Annotated in this window: 18 protein-coding genes; 9 read left to right on the forward strand and 9 right to left on the reverse strand. The window is 72.1% G+C overall.

The features are described from left to right. The first annotated feature begins 224 nt into the window (after positions 1 to 224). From AAH991_RS02595 to AAH991_RS02605, 3 genes are all read left to right on the forward strand, one after another. Positions 225 to 1,127: a pseudouridine-5'-phosphate glycosidase gene (locus AAH991_RS02595; protein WP_346224092.1), complete on the forward strand. Its 903-nt coding sequence runs from the start codon at positions 225 to 227 to the stop codon at positions 1,125 to 1,127. Further along, positions 1,124 to 2,023, forward strand: a complete 900-nt coding sequence (locus tag AAH991_RS02600; protein ID WP_346224093.1) for a carbohydrate kinase family protein — start codon at positions 1,124 to 1,126, stop codon at positions 2,021 to 2,023. The genes AAH991_RS02595 and AAH991_RS02600 overlap by 4 nt, the downstream gene beginning before the upstream one ends. A 75-nt stretch (positions 2,024 to 2,098) precedes the next feature. Further along, positions 2,099 to 4,219 carry a hypothetical protein gene (locus AAH991_RS02605; protein WP_346224094.1) on the forward strand — a complete coding sequence of 707 codons (2,121 nt, stop codon included), beginning with the start codon at positions 2,099 to 2,101 and terminating at the stop codon, positions 4,217 to 4,219. A 57-nt stretch (positions 4,220 to 4,276) separates the two neighbouring features. Here AAH991_RS02605 and AAH991_RS02610 read toward each other — a convergent pair whose 3' ends face one another. After that, positions 4,277 to 4,720: a GNAT family N-acetyltransferase gene (locus AAH991_RS02610; protein WP_346224095.1), complete on the reverse strand. Its 444-nt coding sequence runs from the start codon at positions 4,718 to 4,720 to the stop codon at positions 4,277 to 4,279. A gap of 449 nt (positions 4,721 to 5,169) precedes the next feature. Between AAH991_RS02610 and AAH991_RS02615 the strand changes: the two genes are divergently transcribed. Beyond that, positions 5,170 to 5,421: a hypothetical protein gene (locus AAH991_RS02615; protein ID WP_346224096.1), complete on the forward strand. Its 252-nt coding sequence runs from the start codon at positions 5,170 to 5,172 to the stop codon at positions 5,419 to 5,421. A gap of 167 nt (positions 5,422 to 5,588) precedes the next feature. Here AAH991_RS02615 and AAH991_RS02620 read toward each other — a convergent pair whose 3' ends face one another. After that, positions 5,589 to 6,473, reverse strand: a complete 885-nt coding sequence (locus AAH991_RS02620) for a LysR family transcriptional regulator (RefSeq protein WP_346224097.1) — start codon at positions 6,471 to 6,473, stop codon at positions 5,589 to 5,591. 93 nt (positions 6,474 to 6,566) lie between these two features. Here AAH991_RS02620 and AAH991_RS02625 point away from each other — a divergent pair, with 93 nt between their 5' ends. Further along, on the forward strand, positions 6,567 to 6,932 hold the full coding sequence (locus AAH991_RS02625) for a YybH family protein (protein ID WP_346224098.1): 366 nt from the start codon (positions 6,567 to 6,569) through the stop codon (positions 6,930 to 6,932). Between the two features lie 112 nt (positions 6,933 to 7,044). Continuing rightward, on the forward strand, positions 7,045 to 7,491 hold the full coding sequence (locus AAH991_RS02630; protein WP_346224099.1) for a hypothetical protein: 447 nt from the start codon (positions 7,045 to 7,047) through the stop codon (positions 7,489 to 7,491). A gap of 93 nt (positions 7,492 to 7,584) precedes the next feature. On the opposite strand, the gene AAH991_RS02635 is transcribed toward AAH991_RS02630, so the two are convergent. Next, positions 7,585 to 8,559: a helix-turn-helix transcriptional regulator gene (locus AAH991_RS02635; RefSeq protein ID WP_346224100.1), complete on the reverse strand. Its 975-nt coding sequence runs from the start codon at positions 8,557 to 8,559 to the stop codon at positions 7,585 to 7,587. Positions 8,560 to 8,681: 122 nt separating this feature from the next. On the opposite strand from AAH991_RS02635, the gene AAH991_RS02640 reads away from it, so the two are divergent. Then, on the forward strand, positions 8,682 to 9,077 hold the full coding sequence (locus AAH991_RS02640; RefSeq protein WP_346224446.1) for a RidA family protein: 396 nt from the start codon (positions 8,682 to 8,684) through the stop codon (positions 9,075 to 9,077). A 132-nt stretch (positions 9,078 to 9,209) separates the two neighbouring features. Here the strand turns inward: AAH991_RS02640 and AAH991_RS02645 are convergent, their stop codons facing one another. The 5 genes from AAH991_RS02645 to AAH991_RS02665 form a co-directional block, all read right to left on the reverse strand. After that, positions 9,210 to 9,692, reverse strand: a complete 483-nt coding sequence (locus AAH991_RS02645; RefSeq protein WP_346224101.1) for a hypothetical protein — start codon at positions 9,690 to 9,692, stop codon at positions 9,210 to 9,212. 209 nt (positions 9,693 to 9,901) lie between these two features. Continuing rightward, positions 9,902 to 11,050, reverse strand: coding sequence for an acyl-CoA dehydrogenase family protein (locus AAH991_RS02650; protein WP_346224102.1), 1,149 nt, complete (start codon positions 11,048 to 11,050; stop codon positions 9,902 to 9,904). Position 11,051: 1 nt separating this feature from the next. Further along, positions 11,052 to 11,945: a hydroxymethylglutaryl-CoA lyase gene (locus tag AAH991_RS02655; RefSeq protein ID WP_346224103.1), complete on the reverse strand. Its 894-nt coding sequence runs from the start codon at positions 11,943 to 11,945 to the stop codon at positions 11,052 to 11,054. Then, positions 11,936 to 13,891: an ATP-binding protein gene (locus AAH991_RS02660; protein ID WP_346224104.1), complete on the reverse strand. Its 1,956-nt coding sequence runs from the start codon at positions 13,889 to 13,891 to the stop codon at positions 11,936 to 11,938. The genes AAH991_RS02655 and AAH991_RS02660 overlap by 10 nt, the downstream gene beginning before the upstream one ends. 3 nt (positions 13,892 to 13,894) lie before the next feature. After that, positions 13,895 to 15,469: a carboxyl transferase domain-containing protein gene (locus AAH991_RS02665; RefSeq protein WP_346224105.1), complete on the reverse strand. Its 1,575-nt coding sequence runs from the start codon at positions 15,467 to 15,469 to the stop codon at positions 13,895 to 13,897. Positions 15,470 to 15,515: 46 nt separating this feature from the next. Between AAH991_RS02665 and AAH991_RS02670 the strand changes: the two genes are divergently transcribed. Continuing rightward, positions 15,516 to 16,109 (forward strand): SACE_7040 family transcriptional regulator, encoded by a 594-nt coding sequence (locus AAH991_RS02670; RefSeq protein ID WP_346224106.1) that lies wholly within the window; start codon positions 15,516 to 15,518, stop codon positions 16,107 to 16,109. A gap of 281 nt (positions 16,110 to 16,390) precedes the next feature. On the opposite strand, the gene AAH991_RS02675 is transcribed toward AAH991_RS02670, so the two are convergent. Beyond that, entirely contained in the window at positions 16,391 to 18,607 is a 2,217-nt protein-coding gene (locus AAH991_RS02675) for a transketolase C-terminal domain-containing protein (RefSeq protein ID WP_346224107.1), read from the reverse strand. Positions 18,608 to 18,812: 205 nt separating this feature from the next. Between AAH991_RS02675 and AAH991_RS02680 the strand changes: the two genes are divergently transcribed. Beyond that, positions 18,813 to 20,141, forward strand: a complete 1,329-nt coding sequence (locus AAH991_RS02680) for a hypothetical protein (protein ID WP_346224108.1) — start codon at positions 18,813 to 18,815, stop codon at positions 20,139 to 20,141. Positions 20,142 to 20,333 lie beyond the last annotated feature (192 nt).

Genomic DNA, 20,333 nt, shown 5'->3' on the forward strand with positions numbered 1-20,333 from the left:
GGTCCTGGGCGGATGCCCGCAACCTATCGCAAGTTCCCCCACAGGACCCGGGCAGAATATGCCGAAGCGGACAATCCTCCGCTGATGCGAAAAATCACCGAGCGATCCGGAGGGGCGCGCCGCCGATCTGGACCGAGGAGCGAGCAGGGAGCCGCGTATGGCGCGCCTCCGGCACGACCAGGCGGAAGTGAGCGCCCCGATGGTGAGCGGAAAACAGGAGAGACATGCGCGTTTCCGATGAGGTCGCCGAGGCGCTGGCCACCGGCCGTCCGGTGGTCGCCCTGGAGTCCACCATCATCTCGCACGGGCTGCCCCAGCCCCGCAACCTTCAGGTCGCCCTCGAACTGGAGGACATCGTCCGGCAGGCGGGTGCCGTGCCGGCGACGGTGGCGGTGCTGGACGGCGTTCCGCGGGTGGGTCTGGACAAGGACGGGCTGGAGCGGATCGCGACCGAGCCGGGCCTGCGCAAGCTCGGCTTCCGCGACCTCGCCCCGGCCGCCGCGCTCGGGCTGAGCGGCGCCACCACCGTCTCGGGCACCTCGTTCCTCGCCGCCCGGGCGGGCGTGCGGGTGTTCGCCACCGGGGGTCTCGGCGGCGTCCACCGCGGCTGGACCGCGGTGCAGGACGAGTCGGCCGACATCGACACGCTCAGCCGCACCAGGATCACAGTCGTGTGCGCCGGGGTGAAGTCGATCCTCGACGTGCCCGCGACGCTGCAGCGGCTGGAGACCAAGCAGGTCACCGTCGTCGGCTACCGGACCGACGAGTTCCCCGGCTTCTACCTGCACAGCTCCGGCGAGCCGGTCGACTGGCGCATCGAGACGCCGCAGGAGGCCGCCGGCATCATGCGGGCCCAGGACGCGCTGGCCGGGCTGGAGACCGCGCTGATCGTGGCCAACCCGGTCCCCGCCGACCTGCAGCTCGACCCCGGCCTGCACGACCGGGTGCTCGCGGAGGGCCTGCGCGCCGCCGAGGAGCGCGGAATCACCGGTCAGGCCATCACCCCGTTCCTGCTGGAGTACCTGGTCGAGGGCACGGGTGGCGCCTCCCTGGAGGCCAACCTCGCGGCCGTACGCGGCAACACGCGCCTGGCCGGGGAGATCGCCGCCTCCTGGGCGGCCGGGTGAGCGCTCTGCTGGTGATCGGCGACGTGGTCACCGACGTCGTCGCGCTGCACGACGGCCCCGTGGCCACCGGCACCGACACGCCCGCCGACATCGCGTTGCGGCCGGGCGGCTCGGGGGCGAACACCGCCTCCTGGGCCGCCCGGCTCGGCGCCGACACCCGCCTGCTGGCGCGGGCGGGGTACGACACCGGCGAGTGGCACGCGGCCGAGCTGACCAAGGCCGGGGTCCGGCCCCACCTGCGGATCGACCCGGAACGGCCCTCGGCCGTCGTGATCGCGATGGTCGACGCCACCGGGGAGCGGTCCATGCTCACCAACCGCGGTGCGAGCGGCCACATCGGGGCCGGCGACTGGGCGTCCGAGCTCCTCGACGGGGTCGGGCACCTGCACCTGTCGGCGTACACGATGTTCGCCGAGCCGGGCCTGGAGCTCGCGCGGCTGGCCATGCGCGAGGCCGCCGCGCGCGGCATCTCCATCAGCGTCGATCCGGCGTCCTACGGGCCCCTGCGCGCGTTCGGCCCCGAGCGGTTCCTCCACGAGACCGCCCCGGCGGGCATCGTGATCCCCAACCTGGAGGAGGCGCTGCTGCTCACGGACGCCGCGGATCCCGAGACGGCGGCCCGCACGCTCAGCGACCGCTACGGCACCGCGGTGGTAAAGCTGGGGGCCGGCGGTGCCGTGCTGGCCCGCGATGGCCGTATAGTCGCCAAAGCGGACGCGCCCCCGGCGGAGGTGGTCGACTCGACGGGCGCGGGAGACGCGTTCGCCGCGGGGTTCCTGGTCGCCTCGATGGCCGGGTACGCGTCCGGCGAAGCACTGCGCAAGGGGTGTGAGGCGGGGGCCGCGGCGGTCGCCCAGGTCGGCGGCCGGCCGGGTCCGGGAACTTTACCCTATTGACACCAATTGCTGGTTTGCGGCGTAAGCTGCACCATTAGCAACATGCGTCACTCTCGGGAGGGTGCGGTCATACCGATGGACGCCGAGTCAACGATCTGCCTGAGCGACCTGGTCCCGGCCCTGCGCTGGAGCCGTCCTCAGCAGGTGGCCGAGATGCTGGCCGACCCGCGCCTGCCCGGCGGCTGGTGGGCATCCGTCGGGGTCGGCCGCGCGATGCGGGCGACCGGCGTTGACTGGCTCTGCGAGCGGCTCGCCCGCCTGGCCGTCGGCCGCTGGGATCACCTCCCCCTCACCGACCTGCTCCCGGCGCTCCAGGTGCACGCCGTGGACCCGGCGATGCCCGGCTGGCCCGCCCCGGTCCGCACCGTGGTGAACCAGCTCGGGGGGTGGTACCGGCTGCGCCGCCTGACGCCGTGCGATCTCCAGGCTCCGGCCGCTCCCGCCTCGCCCGAGGTCCTCCTGACCACGGTGTTCCGGGAGGTGTTCGCACGCCTGGAGAGCGAGCTCGCCTCCGGGGGATCCGCGCCGGCGCTCGCGGAAGACGAGAAACCCGCGCAGGCACAGGCACAGGCCGGTCCCGCCTCCGAGCCGTTCCCCCAGGTCACCCCCGGGACGACGTCACAACCGTTCCCGCAGGCCGCCCCCGGGCCGGTCTCCCAGCCGTTCCCGCAGGCCGGGACCTCCTCCCAGCCCTTCCCTCAGGCAACCCCCGGGCCGGTCTCCCAGCCGTTCCCACAGCCCGCCCCGGGCACCACCTCCCAGCCGTTCCCGCAGGCCGTCCCCGGGGCCGCGGCGCAGCCCTTCGCCCGGCCGGCCGCGCCGGCACCCGGACAGGCCGCCCAGACGTCCGCGCAGCAGGGACAGGCGCCCGGACGGCCGGGGCAGGGCGCGCCGGCCCCGTCGCCCGCCGCACCGGCGCCCCTCGCCGAACCGGCCAAGCCCGTCACCCAGCCCTTCGCCCGGCAGGCGGGGGCCTCGATCCCGCAGCCCGCGGCCTCGCCTGCCCAGCCCGCCGCCGAAGCGGCACCGGACAGGCAGCCGCCCGACCTCAGCGCGCACCCGATGATCGCGGTCATCGAGGGCCTGTTCCGCGACTGGGACCCGCTCGCCAGGGCCGTCGCGGCCGAGCGGCTGTTCGCCGCCGAACCCGTGAGCCTCCGCACGCTGGCGCACAACCTCAACGTGGACCGGGAACTGCTCTCCCAGGCCCAGCGCACGGCCGAGGAGCGAGTGCTGCTGTGGCTGCGCTCCCCCGACTCGGCGCCGCTCACCGGCCATCTGTTCGGGCTCACCGAGTGGCTGGGCGCGGCGGCCACCCAGGAACAGCTCATCGCGGCGGACCCGTCCCACCCCGTCGAGGTCCCGGCGCTCGGCACGCCGCTGTGGCGCGTGCTGGTCACGCTGATGCCGGACCGCCGCCTCCAGGACGGCTGGCTCGTGGTCGGCGACCTGGCGGGGCTGCGCGAGAAGACCCGCCAGCTGCTGGCCGGCAAGCCCGCGGACGCCGACGTCGTGGAGCTGCTCGGTCAGCTCGGCATCCGGGCCCATTCCGCCAAGGCGTGGCTGGACTCGATGCCGAAGGCGAGCGCCCCGTCCGAGCCCGGCCCCCTGCCCACCCGGAACGGGTCCGAGCCGGCCGCCAAGCCCGCGCCGCTGCCCCGCCGTACGCCGGGCGCGAACGGGCACCACCACGGCCGCGGCGGGATCCCGGTCCCCTCGCAGGCCAACAACGGGCCCGACGCCGCCACCGCGCTCGCGGCGCTCAACGCGCTCACGAACGGCAACCTGAACGGCAACGTCGGCGGCAACCTGAACGGGAACCTCGGCGGCAACCTGAACGGGAACCTGGCGGGGGGCGTGCCCCGGCCGCATCTGGTGCCGAACCCCCGCCCCACCTCGAGCCCGGCCTCCGACCCGCGCCGCTGGCAGCGGATCGACGTCACCAGCGGCCATCTGCGCGGCGAGCCGGTGGCGGTTCCCGAGGGATACGCCGCGCAGCTCGGCATGCGCCCGGGCACGCTGCTGTCGGTCACCGGCCCGGGAGACAACGCCGTCGTCCTGGTATGGCGCGACCGGCAGCCGGTGTTCGACTCGCTCCAGCCCGTCCTGATGCGGCTGAACGCGCGGCCCGGCGACTCCGTCTACGTGACCGTGGACGGATACCGCCTGGACGCCCAGCTCACGTCCTCGGTCTGACCGTCCCCGCCCGCGCGTGGCCCACGGCGCGACGCGCGAGGTCCGGGCCGGTGCGGGTCAGATCTTCGGTCTGAGCATCTTGCGGTAGTAGGTGGCCGAGATCTCGTAGCCGAGGGCGCCGTAGAACTCGGCGGCCCGCCGGGTCGCCAGCGCGACATACCCGGCCTGACGTGAGCGTGCCCACGTCTCGAACTCCTCGAGCAGCCTGCGCCCGATGCCGTGGCGGCGGTAGCTGCTCTCGATCATGGCCTCCTCCACCCACGCGACCCTGCCGTTGGCGAAGAGTGTGAGGTGGGTGAAGCCGAGCAGGTAGCCGCGCACGGTCCCGTCGACGGTGGCGACGATGAGGAAGGCGTCCTCGTTCTCCAGGAGTTGCGGCAGCGCGGCGTCGAACGGCGCGCGCTCGGGGCGGAAGGTCAGCGCGAACTCTCGGGCGAGCGCGAAGATCTCGTCCGCGTCGCTCTTCTCGGCCCTCCGGAGCTGGAGATCACCAGACTTCATGAAAGGGACTCTAGGAGTACCTGGGCACATACGTCCAATCAGGGGGTCCCCCGGCGATTCTCACCCCGGAGCGACGGCGAAGGCCCGACCGGCCTGCCGTACGACGTGCTGGTGGCGAGCGCCGCTGTGGTCGGTACCAGCGCGCTCGCTCGATCCTGCCGGCGAACGGTGGTCACGCTCGCCGCGGAGGCCCCGCAGCGCGACCAAGGCACTGGCCGGGCTCCGCGATTCCGGTGCCCACCGAAGCCTGAATCACGGCGGGACCATATCTCGTGCGCTTTGTGGCGATAATTCGCGGATTATGTTGTCTGCGACCGATTATGGGCCGCAATAGGTACCTGAATATGCCGGCCCGGATCGAATTCGGAGTAGGAGAACGGAGGCCTGCGCCTATATGGTCGGGCCGCACGACATGACGCGTCCGGCTACCCAATCCAAAGGACAGTGACATGAACGTCTACATCTACCCGGCCGGGGCTCTACCGGGAGCGGTGCACCTAGCGGTGGGCACGCTTGGCCAGCAGCTCGCCAACTCGTTCGCGGTGACGATCGCGGGCGGAGCAGGTGCACTGGCGGCGGGGCAGAACTATGTCCTGGCCGTCGGCGCCCCGCTGCAGAACAATGATCAGCACCAGAACGGGTACCCGACCAACGGGCAGTTGATGAACATCGCGGGGAATGTGTACACGTTCATCGTCTGATCAGGCGATCGGCGGGCCGTTGAGGAACGTGCCGGAACGGCCGGCCTGATTTCCTGATATCGGGGCGAGATGGACCACGCGTCGGTGAGGCGGGGCGGGTCACCCCATGAAGGGACCCCAGGAGTAACCGGGCACATACGCCCAATCAGGGGATCCCCCGGCGGTGCTCACGCCGACGGGACGGCGAAGGCGCGGCGGGCCTGCCGCACGAACTCGCGTACGGCGGGGCCGTGCCCGCCGCGCCACACCAGGGCGAGCAGGGCCGGCGACTCGACGTCCGCGATCGTGAGCGCGACGAGCCGGTCGCGGTGGGCCGCGGCCATCGACTCGCTGAGGACGGCGACGCCGAGCCCGCGGGCCGCGAGATCCGCGACGGCGTCGGCCGCCCCGGCCTGCAGCGCGATCACCGGCCGGACGTCCCGGGCCGCGCAGGCCCGGTTGAACACCGTACGCAGGCCGGTGCCTGCGGGCATGCAGACGATCGGGTGCGAGCCGAGCTCGCGCAGCGTGACGGCCCCCCGGCTCGCGAGGGGGTGGTCCGGCGGGACGGCGGCGACGAGCCGCTCGCTGACGACCGTCAACGTCTCCAGGTCCTCCGGGGCGGCGGCGATCCCGGCGAGGGCCAGGTCGAGGGCGCCGGAGCGCACCCCGTCGGCGAGCCGGTCGGAGTTGTCCTCCAGCAGGGCGATCTCGACGCCCGGATGCGCCCGGTGGAACGCGGCGAGGGCGTCGAACAGCGGCGTGACGGTGCAGCCGACGACCATCCCGACGGTGAGGCGGCCCCGGATGAGGCCGGTCACCTCGCCCACCGCCTGTCCCAGCGCTCCGGCGGCGGCGAGCGCGGCGCGGGCGTGACCGAGCGCGGCCTTCCCCGCGACGGTGAGCGTGACGCTCCGGGCGGACCGCTCGAACAGCTCGGCGCCGAGTTCGCGTTCGAGCTGCCGGATCTGTGCGCTCACGCCGGACTGGCTGATGTGCACCCGCTCGGCGGCCCGGGTGAAGTTGCGCTCCTCGGCGACCGCGACGAAATACTCCAGCTGACGCAACTCCATAACCACTGATTCTAGATTCCATCTGATCCATCTGTTGGACTTCTCAGCGGCCCCTCGGCAGGCTGGAGACCGTACGAGAGATCGGGAGGAACCATGCCGGAGTACGAGAAGGCCATGCGGCCGGAGGACATCACCCGCCTGTTCGTCGAGCGGTCCAACGCCGGGGACGCCGCGGGCGTGGCGGCGCTGTACGAGGAGAACGCGGTGCTGGCCTACCCGCCGGGCAGCGTGACGGCCGGCCGGGAGGCGATCCGCGCCCTGTGGGAGAAGGTCCTCGCGAACCGGCCCCGCTTCGAGCCCGAGGAGCCCCTCCCGACCCTGGTCAGCGGCGATCTCGCGCTGACTTCGACCCCGCCGAAGGACGGCGCGGGCGCGCGGGCCCAGGTCGTACGGCGTCAGCCCGACGGGAGCTGGCTGCGCGTGCTCGACCAGCCCGAGTTCGCGCCGCCCGGCCGCTGACCCGGCGGCCGTCCGGACAGGTGCGCGACCGGCCCCGGGGGCGACCCGGCTGTAAGCCGCGCGCAAGGACCATGCAAGGAAATTGCATCCTCATAGCCATAATTTTCCGCTCATGAGAAAGATGATCCGCGCCTCCGGTCTGGTGTTCGCCGCAGCGGTTGCCGCATTCCTCGCGTCAGCCGCGCCGGCCAACGCACTCGTCGAAGGAATCGTGAAGCACGAACCGGCGCCGCCCGTGTGCACCAGTGGCAAAATCGGGAGCAACAGGAGTTACACGCATTGCACGTACACACATGTCTTTGCCGTGGCCCGGGCAGGAGCAAGTCACCTCGAGGCCGTGCAGAAAATCAGTCCGGACATCTCCAACACCGTCAAGTACTTGGACGAGCAGGACGGCTGCGGCGCAGTACTGCTGACCAGCAGTAACAGATACATGCATTTCCCCACTGACGCGGCAGCGTCCGACGAGTACCAGTGGTTCCCGGGCGATCCGGAATATGGAGTCGAGACAACCTTCAAAGTGTCACAAACCTGCATGTGGATCACCGAGGGCAGCTGACGCGAATCCGGCCACGGCGGCGGAGCGGCGAGTTCAGCACGCTGGGCGGCGGTCCGGATCGCCCGGCGCAGGCCCGCAGAGAGGCGGCGGCTCTCAGGATGACGGTCCGTAGCGGGTGGCGATCGCGGCGGCGCGGTCGTGCAGAGCCTCGCGCAACCACTGCGGCGCCAGGGCTTCCGCGTCCGTGGTGAGCTGCCACAGCGCCCATTCGGCGTGTCTCGCATCCTGGAAGTCCGCCTCCAGCCGCAGCCAGCCGTCCGAGTCGGTGTCCTCGGCGCGGACGGCCAGCGCGGTGCTCACCAGCTCCTCCCGCCGCGCCGGGTCCACCCGCACCAGCACGGTGACCTGATCGCCACCGGTCCGGAACCGCGTGCTGCGCTCCCGCCAGGCCCGGTCCAGATCGACCCGCTCCGGTCGCCGCGCGGGTTCGGCGAGTTCCTCGGCGGCCAGGATCCGGGACAGCCGATAGGTGCGGTCCGCGCCGGACCTCGTGGCCAGCAGGTAGCCCCGGTCGCGTACGGTGACCAGGCCGATCGGGTCCACCGTGCGCCACTTCGGCGCCTGGTCCACGGCCGCGTAGTGGATGCGCAGCCTGTGTCCGGCGAACACCGCGCGCAGGACCTCGGCCGCGATCGCGTCGGGCACCTCCTCGGCGACGAGCCGGCGTGAGAGGAGGTCGGTCTCCGGGTCGACGAGCAATCGCTCGGCCGCGCCGGCCGCGGTGTCCCGATAGCTTTCGGGCAGCGCGTCGACCACCTTGAGCATCGCCGAAGCGAGCGCCGAGCCGAGGCCGAACGCCTGCGCGCCGCGCCGCGACCCGGCGACCAGCAGGGCAAGGGCCTCGTCGTGGTTCAGTCCGGTGAGCTCGGTGCGGAAACCGGGCAACAACGCGAACCCGCCGTGCCGCCCGCGTTCGGCGTAGACCGGGACGCCGGCCGCCGACAGCGCCTCGATGTCGCGCAGCACGGTGCGGGTGGACACCTCCAGCTCGCGCGCCAGCGCGGCCGCGGACAGCCGGCCATGCCGCCGCAGCAGCAGCACCAGCGAGACCAACCGGTCGGCGCGCACAGCGAAAACGTACCGAAATACACGACACAAGATGTCGTGATTCGTTGGGAGGCTCATCGACGCGGCTACCCGAGCCGCTCGGCATCCGTGATGTCGACGAATCGATTGGAGCTGATGTGGCAATGGAGCGAACGGCGGTCAACCCGTGGGCGTGGTCGGTGGAGCTGGGATACAACCAGGGCGAGATCGTCTCCGGGCACACCCGGACCCTCTACTGCTCGGGGCAGGCCGCGATGGGCGGCGACGGCAAGCCCCGGCACCCCGGTGACATGGCGGCACAGTTGGCGCTGAGCCTCGACAACCTGGAGGCCGTGCTCGGCGAGGCCGGCATGTCCCTCGCGGACCTCGTCCGGCTCAACGTCTACACCACCGACGTCGATCGGCTCTTCGAGCACTACGGCGTGCTGGCGTCGCGGCTGGGCGCCGCGGGGGTGGCACCCTCCACCACGATGCTCGGGGTGACACGACTGGCGATCCCCGGCCTGATGGTCGAGCTCGAGGGGACCGCGGTCGCGTGATCGCGTGAAGCGGCCTCGCCGCCTCCGGCAGGACCGCCGGAGGCGGCACGGAAACCGGCGCTCGGGGATGGCGGCAACCGGCATCGACGACCTCGGCGGGCGCACCCCGGACCGTCCCTCAGAGGCGTCTCGTCAGCAGCGCCCTGCGCCGTCGAGGGACGAGGTGGCGCTCACGTGATATCCGTCGCCGTCCCGTCCCGCCTCCGGGCCGATGAACCACACCGACAGGTGGACGTCGCGTCCGCCGATCCGCCTGACGAGGCAGGCCGTCCCGTCGCCCTCGTCGTCCGGGGATCGCGTCCAGCCGTCCCGCTGCGCCGCGTCGCGGTAGAAGGAGAGGACCCCGGTCCGGGGTACCGGCAGGTCGTACGACTGCCCGGCGGAGACGAGCGCGTCGTCGCGATCGCATCCGGTCTCGCGCCCGCCGCGCGGCGTCGCGCCGTCCGGACGAGCGTTCAGGATCGGAAGCGTCCCGAGAGAGGTGGCGAGCGCCTCCTCCGCGGCCGTGCAGGCGGAGGCGGGCGACCCGGTGGCGGAGACCACGACCTGGGCGACCGCCCCCGCGACGCTCAGGGCCGCGACTCCCGCGCCCATGAGCACGAACATCCGTCTCATGATCGGGCCCTACGCCTCGAAGCGGTGGCAGCGGCACGGCCGACGCCGGGTGGCCGGTAGCGGGGTGGCGATGCCGTTCTCGTTGTCCTCAGTGATCGAATGCGTCTCGTACACGATCTCGACCGCCATATGAGCCCTCCGCTCCTGGAGGCGCCCACAGTGCTCGACGCTCCGATACGAGGTCCGGAACTTCGCCGTCCGCTGAACCCTCAGGCGGGCAGGCCGAGTTCGCGGGCGATGAGCATGCGCTGCACCTCGCTGGTGCCCTCGCCGATCTCCAGGATCTTCGCGTCCCGGTAGAAGCGGCCGACGGGGAACTCGTTCATGAAGCCGTAGCCGCCGAAGATCTGGGTGGCGTCGCGGGCGTTGTCCATGGCGGCGTTGGACGACACCAGCTTCGCGATCGCGGCCTCCTTCTTGAACGGCAGGCCCGCCAGCATGCGCTCGGCGGCGTGATAGTAGGCCAGGCGGGCGGTGTGCGCCCTGGCCTCCATGTCGGCGATCTTGAACTGGATGGCCTGGTAGTGGCCGATCTCCTGACCGAAGGCCCGGCGCTCGCCCACGTAGCGCAGCGACTCGTCGACGCAGCCCTGGGCGAGTCCCACCGACAGCGCGGCGATGGCCACCCGGCCCTCGTCGAGCGTACGGAGGAACTGCGCGTAGCCCCGGCCGCGCTCGCCCAGCAGGTTCTCCTCCGGCACCCGGCAGTCGGTGAACGACAGCTCCCGGGTGTCGGAGGCCGACCAGCCGACCTTGGAATACTTCTTCGACACGGTGAAGCCGGGCGTGCCCGACGGCACCAGGATCGTGGAGATCTCCGGCCTGCCGTCCTCGCGGCGGCCGGTGATCGCCGCCACCCCGACCACGCCGGTGATGTCGGTGCCCGAATTGGTGATGAACGCCTTCGAACCGTTGATCACCCACTCGCCGCCGTCGAGGACGGCCGTGGTGCGCATTCCGCCCGGCACGTCGGACCCGCCGCCGGGCTCGGTCAGGCCGAACGCCCCGAGGACCTCCCCCGCCGCCATCTTCGGCAGCCACCGCTGCTTCTGCGCGTCGGTGCCGAACCGCAGGATGGGCATCGCGCCCAGCGAGACCGCCGCCTCCAGCGTGATCGCCACCGAGGAGTCGACCCTGGCCAGCTCCTCCAGGGCGAGGCACAGCGCGAAGTAGTCGCCGCCCATGCCGCCGTACTCCTCCGGGACCGGCAGGCCGAACAGGCCCATCGCGCCCATCTTGCGGACGATGTCGTAGGGGAACTCGCACCGCTCGTAGTAGTCCCCGATGACCGGGGCCACCACCTCGCGGGCGAACTCCTCGACCGACTTGCGCAGTTCGACGTGCTCGTCGTTGAGCATCTCAAATCTCCTTGGCGAGAGCCTGGACGACGCGGGAGGGGCTCGGCCGGCCCAGGATTGCGGCGAGCCAGAGGCTGGTGGCGGCCAGCGACCTGACGTTCACCCCGGTCTCGACGCCGAGGCCGTCGAGCATCCAGACGAGGTCCTCGGTCGCGAGGTTGCCGGTGGCGCTCTTCGCGTACGGGCAGCCGCCGATGCCGCCGGCGGAGGAGTCCACGACCGTGATCCCCCGCCTGATCGCGGTGAGCGTGTTGGCGAGGGCCTGGCCGTAGGTGTCGTGGAAGTGGACGGCCAGCCGGTCGGGCCCGACCCCGGCCTCGGCGAAGGCGTCCAGCAGCGCCTCGACGTGCCGTGGCGTGCCGACGCCGATGGTGTCGCCCAGCGACAGCTCGTAGCAGCCGAGGTCGAGCAGCCTGCGGCCGACGCGGGCGGCCTGCGCGGGCGCGACCGGCCCCTCCCAGGGGTCGGCGAAGCACATGGACACGTACGCCCTGACCCGCATGCCGTGAGCCAGCGCCCGCTCGACGACGGGGGCGAACATCTCGAACTGCGACTCGACGGTCCGGTTGAGGTTGCGCCGGGCGAACGACTCGGTGGCGCTGCCGAAGATCGCGATGTCGGTGACGCCCTGCTGCAGCGCCCGGTCGAGGCCGCGCTCGTTGGGGACGAGCACCGGATAGCGGACCCCGGGCACCCGGGGCAGGCTCTCCAGCAGCTCTCCCGCGTCCGCAAGCTGGGGCACCCACTTGGGGTGGACGAAGCTCGTCGCCTCGATGGTCGTCAGCCCGGCCTCGGCCAGCCGCCCGATGAACTCGCGCTTGACCTCGACCGGCACGACGGCGGACTCGTTCTGCAGGCCGTCGCGCGGGCCCACCTCGTAGATCGTCACTCGCATGGCGTCACCCGCGCCAGGACCGCGTCCAGCTCCACCGTCTGGCCCGGCCGGGCCCGCAGCTCGGCGAGCACGCCGCCTACCGGCGCCGTCAGGGTGTGTTCCATCTTCATCGCCTCCACGACGACCAGCGGCTGTCCCGCGCTGACCCGGTCGCCCTCGGCCGCCTTCACCAGCAGCACCGTTCCCGGCATCGGGCTGCGTACGACGCCGTCCCCTGCGAGCGTCCCGCCCTGCCGGTCCTGCGGATCGCCCGGCTCGTGCCGGGTGACGGGCCAGGCGCGGCCACCCTCGGCGAGCCACACCGTGTCGCGGTTCCGGGCGACCGCGTACCTGCGGGTGACACCGCCGAGGGTGACCGCCGCCTCCTCCGAGCCGGTCCACTCGAGCCGCGCCCGGCCGAGTGAACGCTCGTTAACTTCAATTTCCGCGTCTGCGGCGGCGCCCCGCACCCGTACGGGCACGCCGAGCCGGTGCACGGTCCAGGCGGGCTCCCCCACGCGCCAGCCGTCCGCCACATCCCACGGGTCGCCCGAGCCGGAGCGGTCGAAGCCGGAGTGGAAGACGAGCGCGGCCGCCGCCAGCACCTCGTCCGGCACCTCGCCGCCGACGAGGCCGGACAGCCGCCGCTCGACCAGCCCCGTGTCGAGCCGCCCGGCCGCGACCTCCGGGTCGGCCAGCAGCGCGCGCAGGAACCCGATGTTCGTGGTCACCCCGAGGATCACGGTCGAGGCCAGCGCCCGGTCGAGGGCCGCGAGCGCGCCCGCCCGGTCGGGGGCCCAGGCCACCGCCTTGGCCAGCATGGGGTCGTAGTCGCTGCCCACGGTCGTTCCGCAGGTCAGTCCCGAGTCGAACCGCACGCCGAACCGCACGCCCTCGCCCGCGGGCTCCCGCAGGGCCAGGATCCGGCCGCCCGTCGGCAGGAAGTCGCGGGCGGGGTCCTCGGCGTACACGCGGGCCTCGACGGCGTGGCCGCGCAGGCGCACCTCGTCCTGCCCGAACGGCAGCGGCTCCCCCGCGGCGATCCGCAGCTGCAGCTCGACCAGGTCGAGACCGGTGACCATCTCGGTGACCGGGTGCTCGACCTGCAGCCGGGTGTTCATCTCCATGAAGAAGAACTCGCCGGGACGGTCGCCGGGGACGATGAACTCGACCGTGCCGGCGCCGACGTAGCCGACCGACCGTGCGGCCTCCACCGCCGCCGCGCCCATGCGGGCCCGCGTCTCCTCGTCGAGCAACGGCGAGGGCGCCTCCTCGACGATCTTCTGGTGACGCCGCTGCAGGCTGCACTCGCGCTCGCCCAGGTGGACGACGTTCCCGTGGCCGTCGGCCATCACCTGGATCTCGATGTGCCGGGGCCGGTCCACGAACCGCTCGATCAGCAGGGTGCCGTCCCCGAAGGCCGCCGTCGCCGTACGGCGGGCCGACTCGACGGCCGCGGCCAGGGCGTCGGCGGACTCGACCCGCAGCATGCCCTTGCCGCCCCCGCCCGCGGACGGCTTGATCAGCACCGGGAAGCCGATGCGTGCGGCGGCCTCGGCCAGGTCGTCGTGCGGTTCCGCGCCGCCGGGCACGACCGGCACGCCCGCGCGGGCGACCGTCTCCTTGGCCCGGATCTTGTCGCCCATGGCCTCGATGGCTTCGGCGGGCGGGCCGACGAACACCAGGCCGCCGGCCGCGCAGCGGCGGGCGAACTCGGCGTTCTCGGCGAGGAAGCCGTACCCCGGATGGACGGCCTCGGCGCCGCTCGCCCGGGCGGCCTCGACGATCCCGTCGATGTCGAGGTAGCCGCGCGGGAGCCGGACGGCGAGATCGGCCTCGCGCACGTGACGGGCGTCGCGGTCGGCGTCGCTGTGCACCGCGATCGCGCGGATCCCCAGCGCGCGGAGCGTGCGGATGATCCGGACGGCGATCTCACCCCGGTTGGCGATCAGGACAGTCGAAAACATCACTCACATCCGGAAGACGCCGTAGCCGACGGGTTCGAGGGGGGCGTTCGCGGCGGCGCCGAGCGCCAGGCCGAGGACGGTCCTGGTGTCCACGGGGTCGATCACCCCGTCGTCCCACAGGCGCGCCGTCGAGTAGTAGGGATTGCCCTGGTGCTCGTACTGTGCCCGGATCTCGTCGGCGTCGGCGTCGCCGACCATGGTGAGCACGGTGGCGGCCTGCTCGCCGCCCATGACGGAGATGCGGGCGTTCGGCCACATCCACAGGAATCGGGGCGAGTAGGCGCGCCCGGCCATCGCGTAGTTGCCCGCGCCGAACGAACCGCCGATGATCACTGTGAACTTCGGCACCCGGGCGCACGCGACCGCCGTCACCATCTTCGCGCCGTGCTTGGCGATGCCCCCGGCCTCGTACGCCTTGCCGACCATGAAGCCGCTGATGTTCTGCAGGAACACCAGCGGGACCGAGCGCCGGTCGCACAGCTCGACGAAGTGGGCGCCCTTGAGCGCCGACTCGCCGAACAGGATGCCGTTGTTGGCCACGATCCCCACGGGGTGGCCGTGGATCCGGGCGAACCCGGTCACCAGGGTCGGGCCGTACTCGGCCTTGAACTCCAGGAACCTGCTGCCGTCGGCCACCCGGGCGATGACCTCGTGCACGTCGTACGGCTGGCGCGTGTCCTGGGGGACGATGCCGTACAGGTCGCGCGGGTCCCACAGCGGCGGCTCGGACGGTGCCACATCCCAGGGGCGTGGGCTCTTCGGGCCGAGCGACGCGACGATGTCCCGCACGATCTTCAGGGCGTGCGCGTCGTCCTCGGCGAGGTGGTCGGTGACGCCGCTGACGCGGGCGTGGACCTCGCCGCCGCCCAGTTCCTCCGCGGTGACGGTCTCGCCGGTCGCGGCCTTCACCAGCGGCGGCCCACCGAGGAAGATCGTGCCCTGGCCGCGCACGATCACGGCCTCGTCGCTCATCGCCGGGACGTACGCCCCGCCCGCGGTGCAGGAGCCGAGCACGGCCGCGATCTGCGGGATGCCCCGCGCCGACATGGTGGCCTGGTTGTAGAAGATGCGGCCGAAGTGCTCGCGGTCGGGGAAGACCTCGTCCTGCTTCGGCAGGAAGGCGCCGCCCGAGTCGACCAGGTACACGCACGGCAGGTTGTTGTGGAGGGCGACCTCCTGGGCGCGCAGGTGCTTCTTGACCGTCATCGGGTAGTACGTGCCGCCCTTGACGGTGGCGTCGTTGACCACGATCACGACCTCGCGCCCGGCGACCCGTCCCACGCCGGTGATGATCCCCGCGGCGGGGGCCTGGTCGTCGTACATGCCGGTGGCCGCGAGCGGGGACAGCTCGAGGAATCGCCCGCCGGGGTCGAGGAGCGTGTCGACGCGGTCCCTGGGCAGCAGTTTGCCGCGCTGAACGTGCCTGGCCCGGGCCCGCTCGGGGCCGCCGCGCGCCGCCGCCGCGAGCCGTTCCCGCAGGTCCGCCACCAGGCGCTCGTTCGCCTCCGCGTTGCGCTTGTACGGCTCGCCGCCCGGGTCGCACCGGCTCTCCAGCGCCGGCCAGTCACTCGTGCTCATGCCGCGATGTTAGTCATCGTTAACAGACTCCGTCTACCATGGTGCCGTGAAGACCGGGAGGACCGTGAAGACCCCTACCCGCAACCGGCGGGCCGAGATCCTCGACGCCGCCGCGGCCCTCTTCGCGGCGCGCGGCTTCCACGGCGTGTCCATCGAGGACATCGGCGCGGCCGTGGGCGTGTCGGGGCCGGCGCTCTACCGGCACTTCAGCGGCAAGGAGGCCCTGCTCGCCGAGATGCTGCTGGACATCAGCGAGCGGCTGCGCGAGCAGGGGGCGCGGCTGGCCACCACCGCCGACCCGGACACCGCCGAGGCCGCGCTCGACGCGCTGCTGTCCGGGCACATCGAGTTCGCGCTGAATCACCCCGCGCTGATCCGCGTGCACGAGCGCGAACTGGACAACGTGCCGGAGCAGGCCCGGCGGGCCATCCGGCGGCTGCAGCGGCTGTACGCCGAGGAGTGGGTGACCGTGCTGTCCGAGCTGCACCCCGCCTGCCCGCCCGCGCGGCTGCGCGCCGCCACGCACGCGGTCTTCGGCCTGCTCAACTCCACCCCGCGCAGCGCCGGGGAGCTCGCCCCCGAGGCCATGGCCGATCTCCTCCGCACCATGGCCCGCGCCGCCCTCTCCCCCCTTGGGTGATCTTGCAGTTTGTCGCGTATAGGTGGCGCGACCTGGGCCTCAGCCGACCGTGATCTTGTAGTTTGTCGCACGAGTGGCCCCTGATCTGCCGAACTCCAATTCATGATCTTGCAGATCTCGGCGATCACGCTCACTGACCAGAGCGTACGACCTGCGCGATCTTGCAAGTGCAAGATCACACTCCAATGAGGCGCAGGTCAGGGGCCGTAGCCCAGATTTGCTGCTAGATCACGAGAAGAAACCAGGCAGGTCAGGAGACATCCCTGCGACAAACTACAAGATCACGACGTGAGGAGCTTGCGGGCGGCGCGCTCGATGTCGGACTCCGACAGCAGGACGGTGTCGGCGGCCGGGCCGAGCGGCACGAAGCTGTCCTGTGAGGTCACACGGCTGATCGGGCCGCGGAAGCCATTGTCGACGAGCGCGGTGATCACGCTTTCGGAGACGCCGCCGCTGCGGCGGGTCTCGTCGGCGATCAGCACGCGGCCGGTCAGTTCGGCCGCGCGCATGAGGTCGTCGACCGGCAGCGGCGACAGCCACCGCAGGTCGAGCACCCGGCAGCTCATGTCCTCGGCCGTGAGCCTCACCGCCGCCCGCAGGCTCATGCGCAGGCCGTTGCCGTAGGTCACGATGGTCAGGTCGCGGCCGTCGCCGTAGGAGCGCGCGCGGCCGACCGGGACGTGGGTCTCGGCCCAGCGCGCCGGCGGCGCGTACGGCGCGAGCCAGCCGCCGTCGCCCTCGTCGAAGAGGTCACGGGTGTGGTAGAGCGCGATGGGTTCGAGGAACACGCAGACGCTGCCGTCCGCGCGGGCGGCGGCCAGGCAGGTGCGCAGCATCGCGGCGGCGTCGTCGGGCCGGGCGGGAGACGCCACGATCACACCGGGAATATCGCGCAATGCGGCTATTGAGTTGTCGTTATGGAAATGTCCACCAAAGCCCTTTTGGTAGGCATATGAGGCGACTCGTACGACCAGCGGATTGCGATACGCGCCCTGCGAGAAGAACTGCATGGTCGACGCCTCGCCGCGAATCTGATCAAGGGCGTTGTGCACGTAGGCGAGATACTGGATCTCCGGCACCGGCAGCAGCCCCGACACGCCGCTCCCGAGCGCCAGGCCGAGGATCGCCTGCTCGTCCAGGAGCATGTCGAAGACCCGCTCCGCCCCGAACCGGCGCAGCAGCCCGCGTGTCACGCCGTACACCCCGCCCTTGCGGGCCACGTCCTCACCGAACACGAGGACCCCGGGGTCCAGCGCCATCGCGTCGGCCAGCGTGCGGTTGACCGCCTGGGCGACGGTCAGCCCACCCTCCTGCTCCGGCAGGGTGGCGAAGGCGCGCTCGCGCGCCTCGGCGGGCGCGGCCCGCACCGCCTCGGCGGCCACCACGTCGGGACGGCGCGGCGCGAGCGGGGCCGTCACCTCCTCGGCAGTGGCGAGCCGGGGCCGGCGCGCGCACTCCAGCGCGAGCTTCAGCACGTGGTCGCGCTCGGCCTCGTAGCGCGCCAGCAGTTCGTCGGGCTCGGCCAGGCCCGCCTCCACCAGCAGCCGCGCCGTACGGACGAGGGGGTCGCGATCCAGGTCGGCGGCGATCTCCCGGCGGGTGCGGTAGCCGATCTCCACGTCGGAACCGGCATGGCCCATCAGGCGCACGGTCCGCAGGTGCAGGAACGCCGGGGCGCGGGTGACGCGCACGTGCTCGGCGGCGCGCAGCGCCGCGTCGTAGGCGTCGGCCAGGTCACAGCCGTCCGCCTGGAAATACTCCAGCAGGGGGTGCCTGGCCCGCTCGATCCAGTCCGGCGGCGTCTTCACGCTGATGCCGAGGCCGTTGTCCTCGCACACGAACAGCACGGGGATCTGCAGCCCGCGGTGGCGGCCGTACGCGGCGGTGTTCAGCCCGGTCAGCGCGGAGGCGTGGTTCATCGACGCGTCGCCGAAGCTGCACACGGCGATGGCGTCCCCGGGCCAGGGGGAGGGCAGGCCCAGCGTGCGCGCCCGCTCGATGGCGAAGCCGACGCCGACGGCGCGCGGCAGGTGACTGGCGATCGTGGAGGTCTGCGGGATGACGGCGAGCCCGGGGTGGCCGAACACCTTGTGCCGGCCGCCCGCGATCGGCTCCTCGGCCGACGCCGTGATCCCCAGCAGGACGTCGCGCAGCCCCTCCTCCGCCAGCCGGCCGGCCTGGGCGGACCGGGTCAGGTAGAAGGCGCCGGACCGGTAGTGCAGCAGCGCGGGGTCGTCCACGCGGAGCGCGGCGGCGACGGCGGCGTTCCCCTCGTGCCCCGACGACCCGATCGTGTAGAAGCCCTCGTCGCGCTCACGCATGTGGCGGGCGGCGACGTCGAGCAGCCTGCTGCCGAGCTGTACGGCGAACAGTTCACGGCACCGCGTGCCCGTCAGGCCCGTGCCCGGCCGTACCGGCAGGTCCGGATCCCGGGCGGGTCCGGGGGTCAGCGCCCCGACGGCCTCGGCGAAATGCGTCTCCACAGCGTCCCGCACCACACGGCCGATTATGTCGCACGATGCACGCTCCGTCCCGCACAGCGACAACTTGGTACGCCGGCGGTTATGGATCTTCCCGTTTGACACAAATCGATGACGATAGGTCAGCACGCTCAACCGTCGCCGGTATTCACCCGTCTACTCGTTATGAATGACGTGGCACCCTCAGGCCGCGTTCAACCACCGGGAAGGATGGTTCACCGGAATGTTGAAACGCATTCAAGCCGCGATCGCGGCAGTGGTCCTGGGAGGGGCGGCCCTCGTCGCGCTCCCGGCCACCGCCGGCGCGGCGACGGCAGCGGGTCCGAGTGACCTGACCGTCTCCCCCACTCCCGTGGTCGTCGCCGGCGGTTCGGGCTCGACGGCGACCTTCACCTACAAGGCGTCGCAGAAGGGCGCGGCGAGGCTCGTCGACCGCGACGGCCGTGCCGTCCCGCTGGACCCCGCACCCGCGGGCTCCGGCGTCTACTCGGCGAGCTACGGCTTCACCTTCCGCGACGAGCCCGGCGTCTGGAAGTTCCAGGTGCGGGCCGACGGCGGCACCGCGAGCAAGGAGTTCCAGGTCCACTGGACCACCGACCTCGACTTCGACGCCTCGCCCGACGTCGTCGACCGGGGCGGCCGGATCAGGCTGACCGGCGCGCTGACCTACCTGGACGGCGGCGGCCGGCAGGCGTACGACGGCCAGAAGGTGGACATCGCCTTCAAGCCGGTCGGCGGGTCCTACAGCCGGGTCGGCTCGGTGACGACCGACCGCGACGGCCGGTTCTCCGTCGACCAGAGGGCGGACAGGACCGGCTGGTGGCGGGCCGAGTTCGCCGGCGCCACCGACGCCGAGCCCGCGACGAGCGACAGCGACCGCGTCGACGTCAGGGCCGCGGCCAGCCGTACCCGCATCACCGGATTCGACGCCTCCCCCGAGCCCGTCGACGCCGGTGACACGCTGCGCCTGCGCGGCCGCTTGGAGATCTCCGGCTTCGCCGGCTGGAGCGGCTACCCCGGGCGGAGCGTGAAGATCCTGTTCAAGCCCGCCGGCGGCTACCGCTGGCAGTACGTCACCTCCGACCGGACCGACTCCCACGGCCGCTTCGCGGCGGACGTGAGGGCCAGGACCTCCGGCTGGTGGCGGGCCGAGTTCGAGGCGACCGGCGGAGCGGCGTACTCGGCGAGCGCGACCGACTACGTGACGGTCCGCGTGCCCCGGCCGGTGCCTCCGCCCAGGGCCGGCACCCGGGTGATCCTGTTCAACGCCGCACCGGAGCCGGTGAAGTACCACAGGTATCTCACCTTCCGCGGCAAGCTGCAGGTCTGGGACCACGGCTGGGAGGGCTACGGCCACCAGAAGGTGACCGTCTGGTTCAAGAAGGCCGGCGGCTCCTGGCACTACGTCAAGACGTTGTGGACGAACGGCTCCGGCAAGCTCTGGGGCAAGACCACGGCGTCGGCGTCCGGCTACTGGAAGGTCGTCTTCGCCGGCAACGGCGAGGCCGGCCCGTCCTCCAGCCGGAGCGACTGGGTGCGCGTGAAGCGCTGAGAGTTCTGTGAGCCGGCCCGGGGCGTGCGTACGCCCCGGGCCGGTTCATGCCGCGGATGGCCGGCCCACCCGCCGCTGGACCTCGCGTTCACCTTCGGGCCGTACGTCGTGGCGAATGAATCTTCCGGCCCTCCGCATGTGAGCACCGTTCCGATAACAATTGTCCCAGTGACATCTACTACCGCTTGGATC

It is taken from the genome of Microbispora sp. ZYX-F-249 (assembly GCF_039649665.1).
GTDB classification, from domain to species: Bacteria; Actinomycetota; Actinomycetes; order Streptosporangiales; family Streptosporangiaceae; genus Microbispora; species Microbispora maris.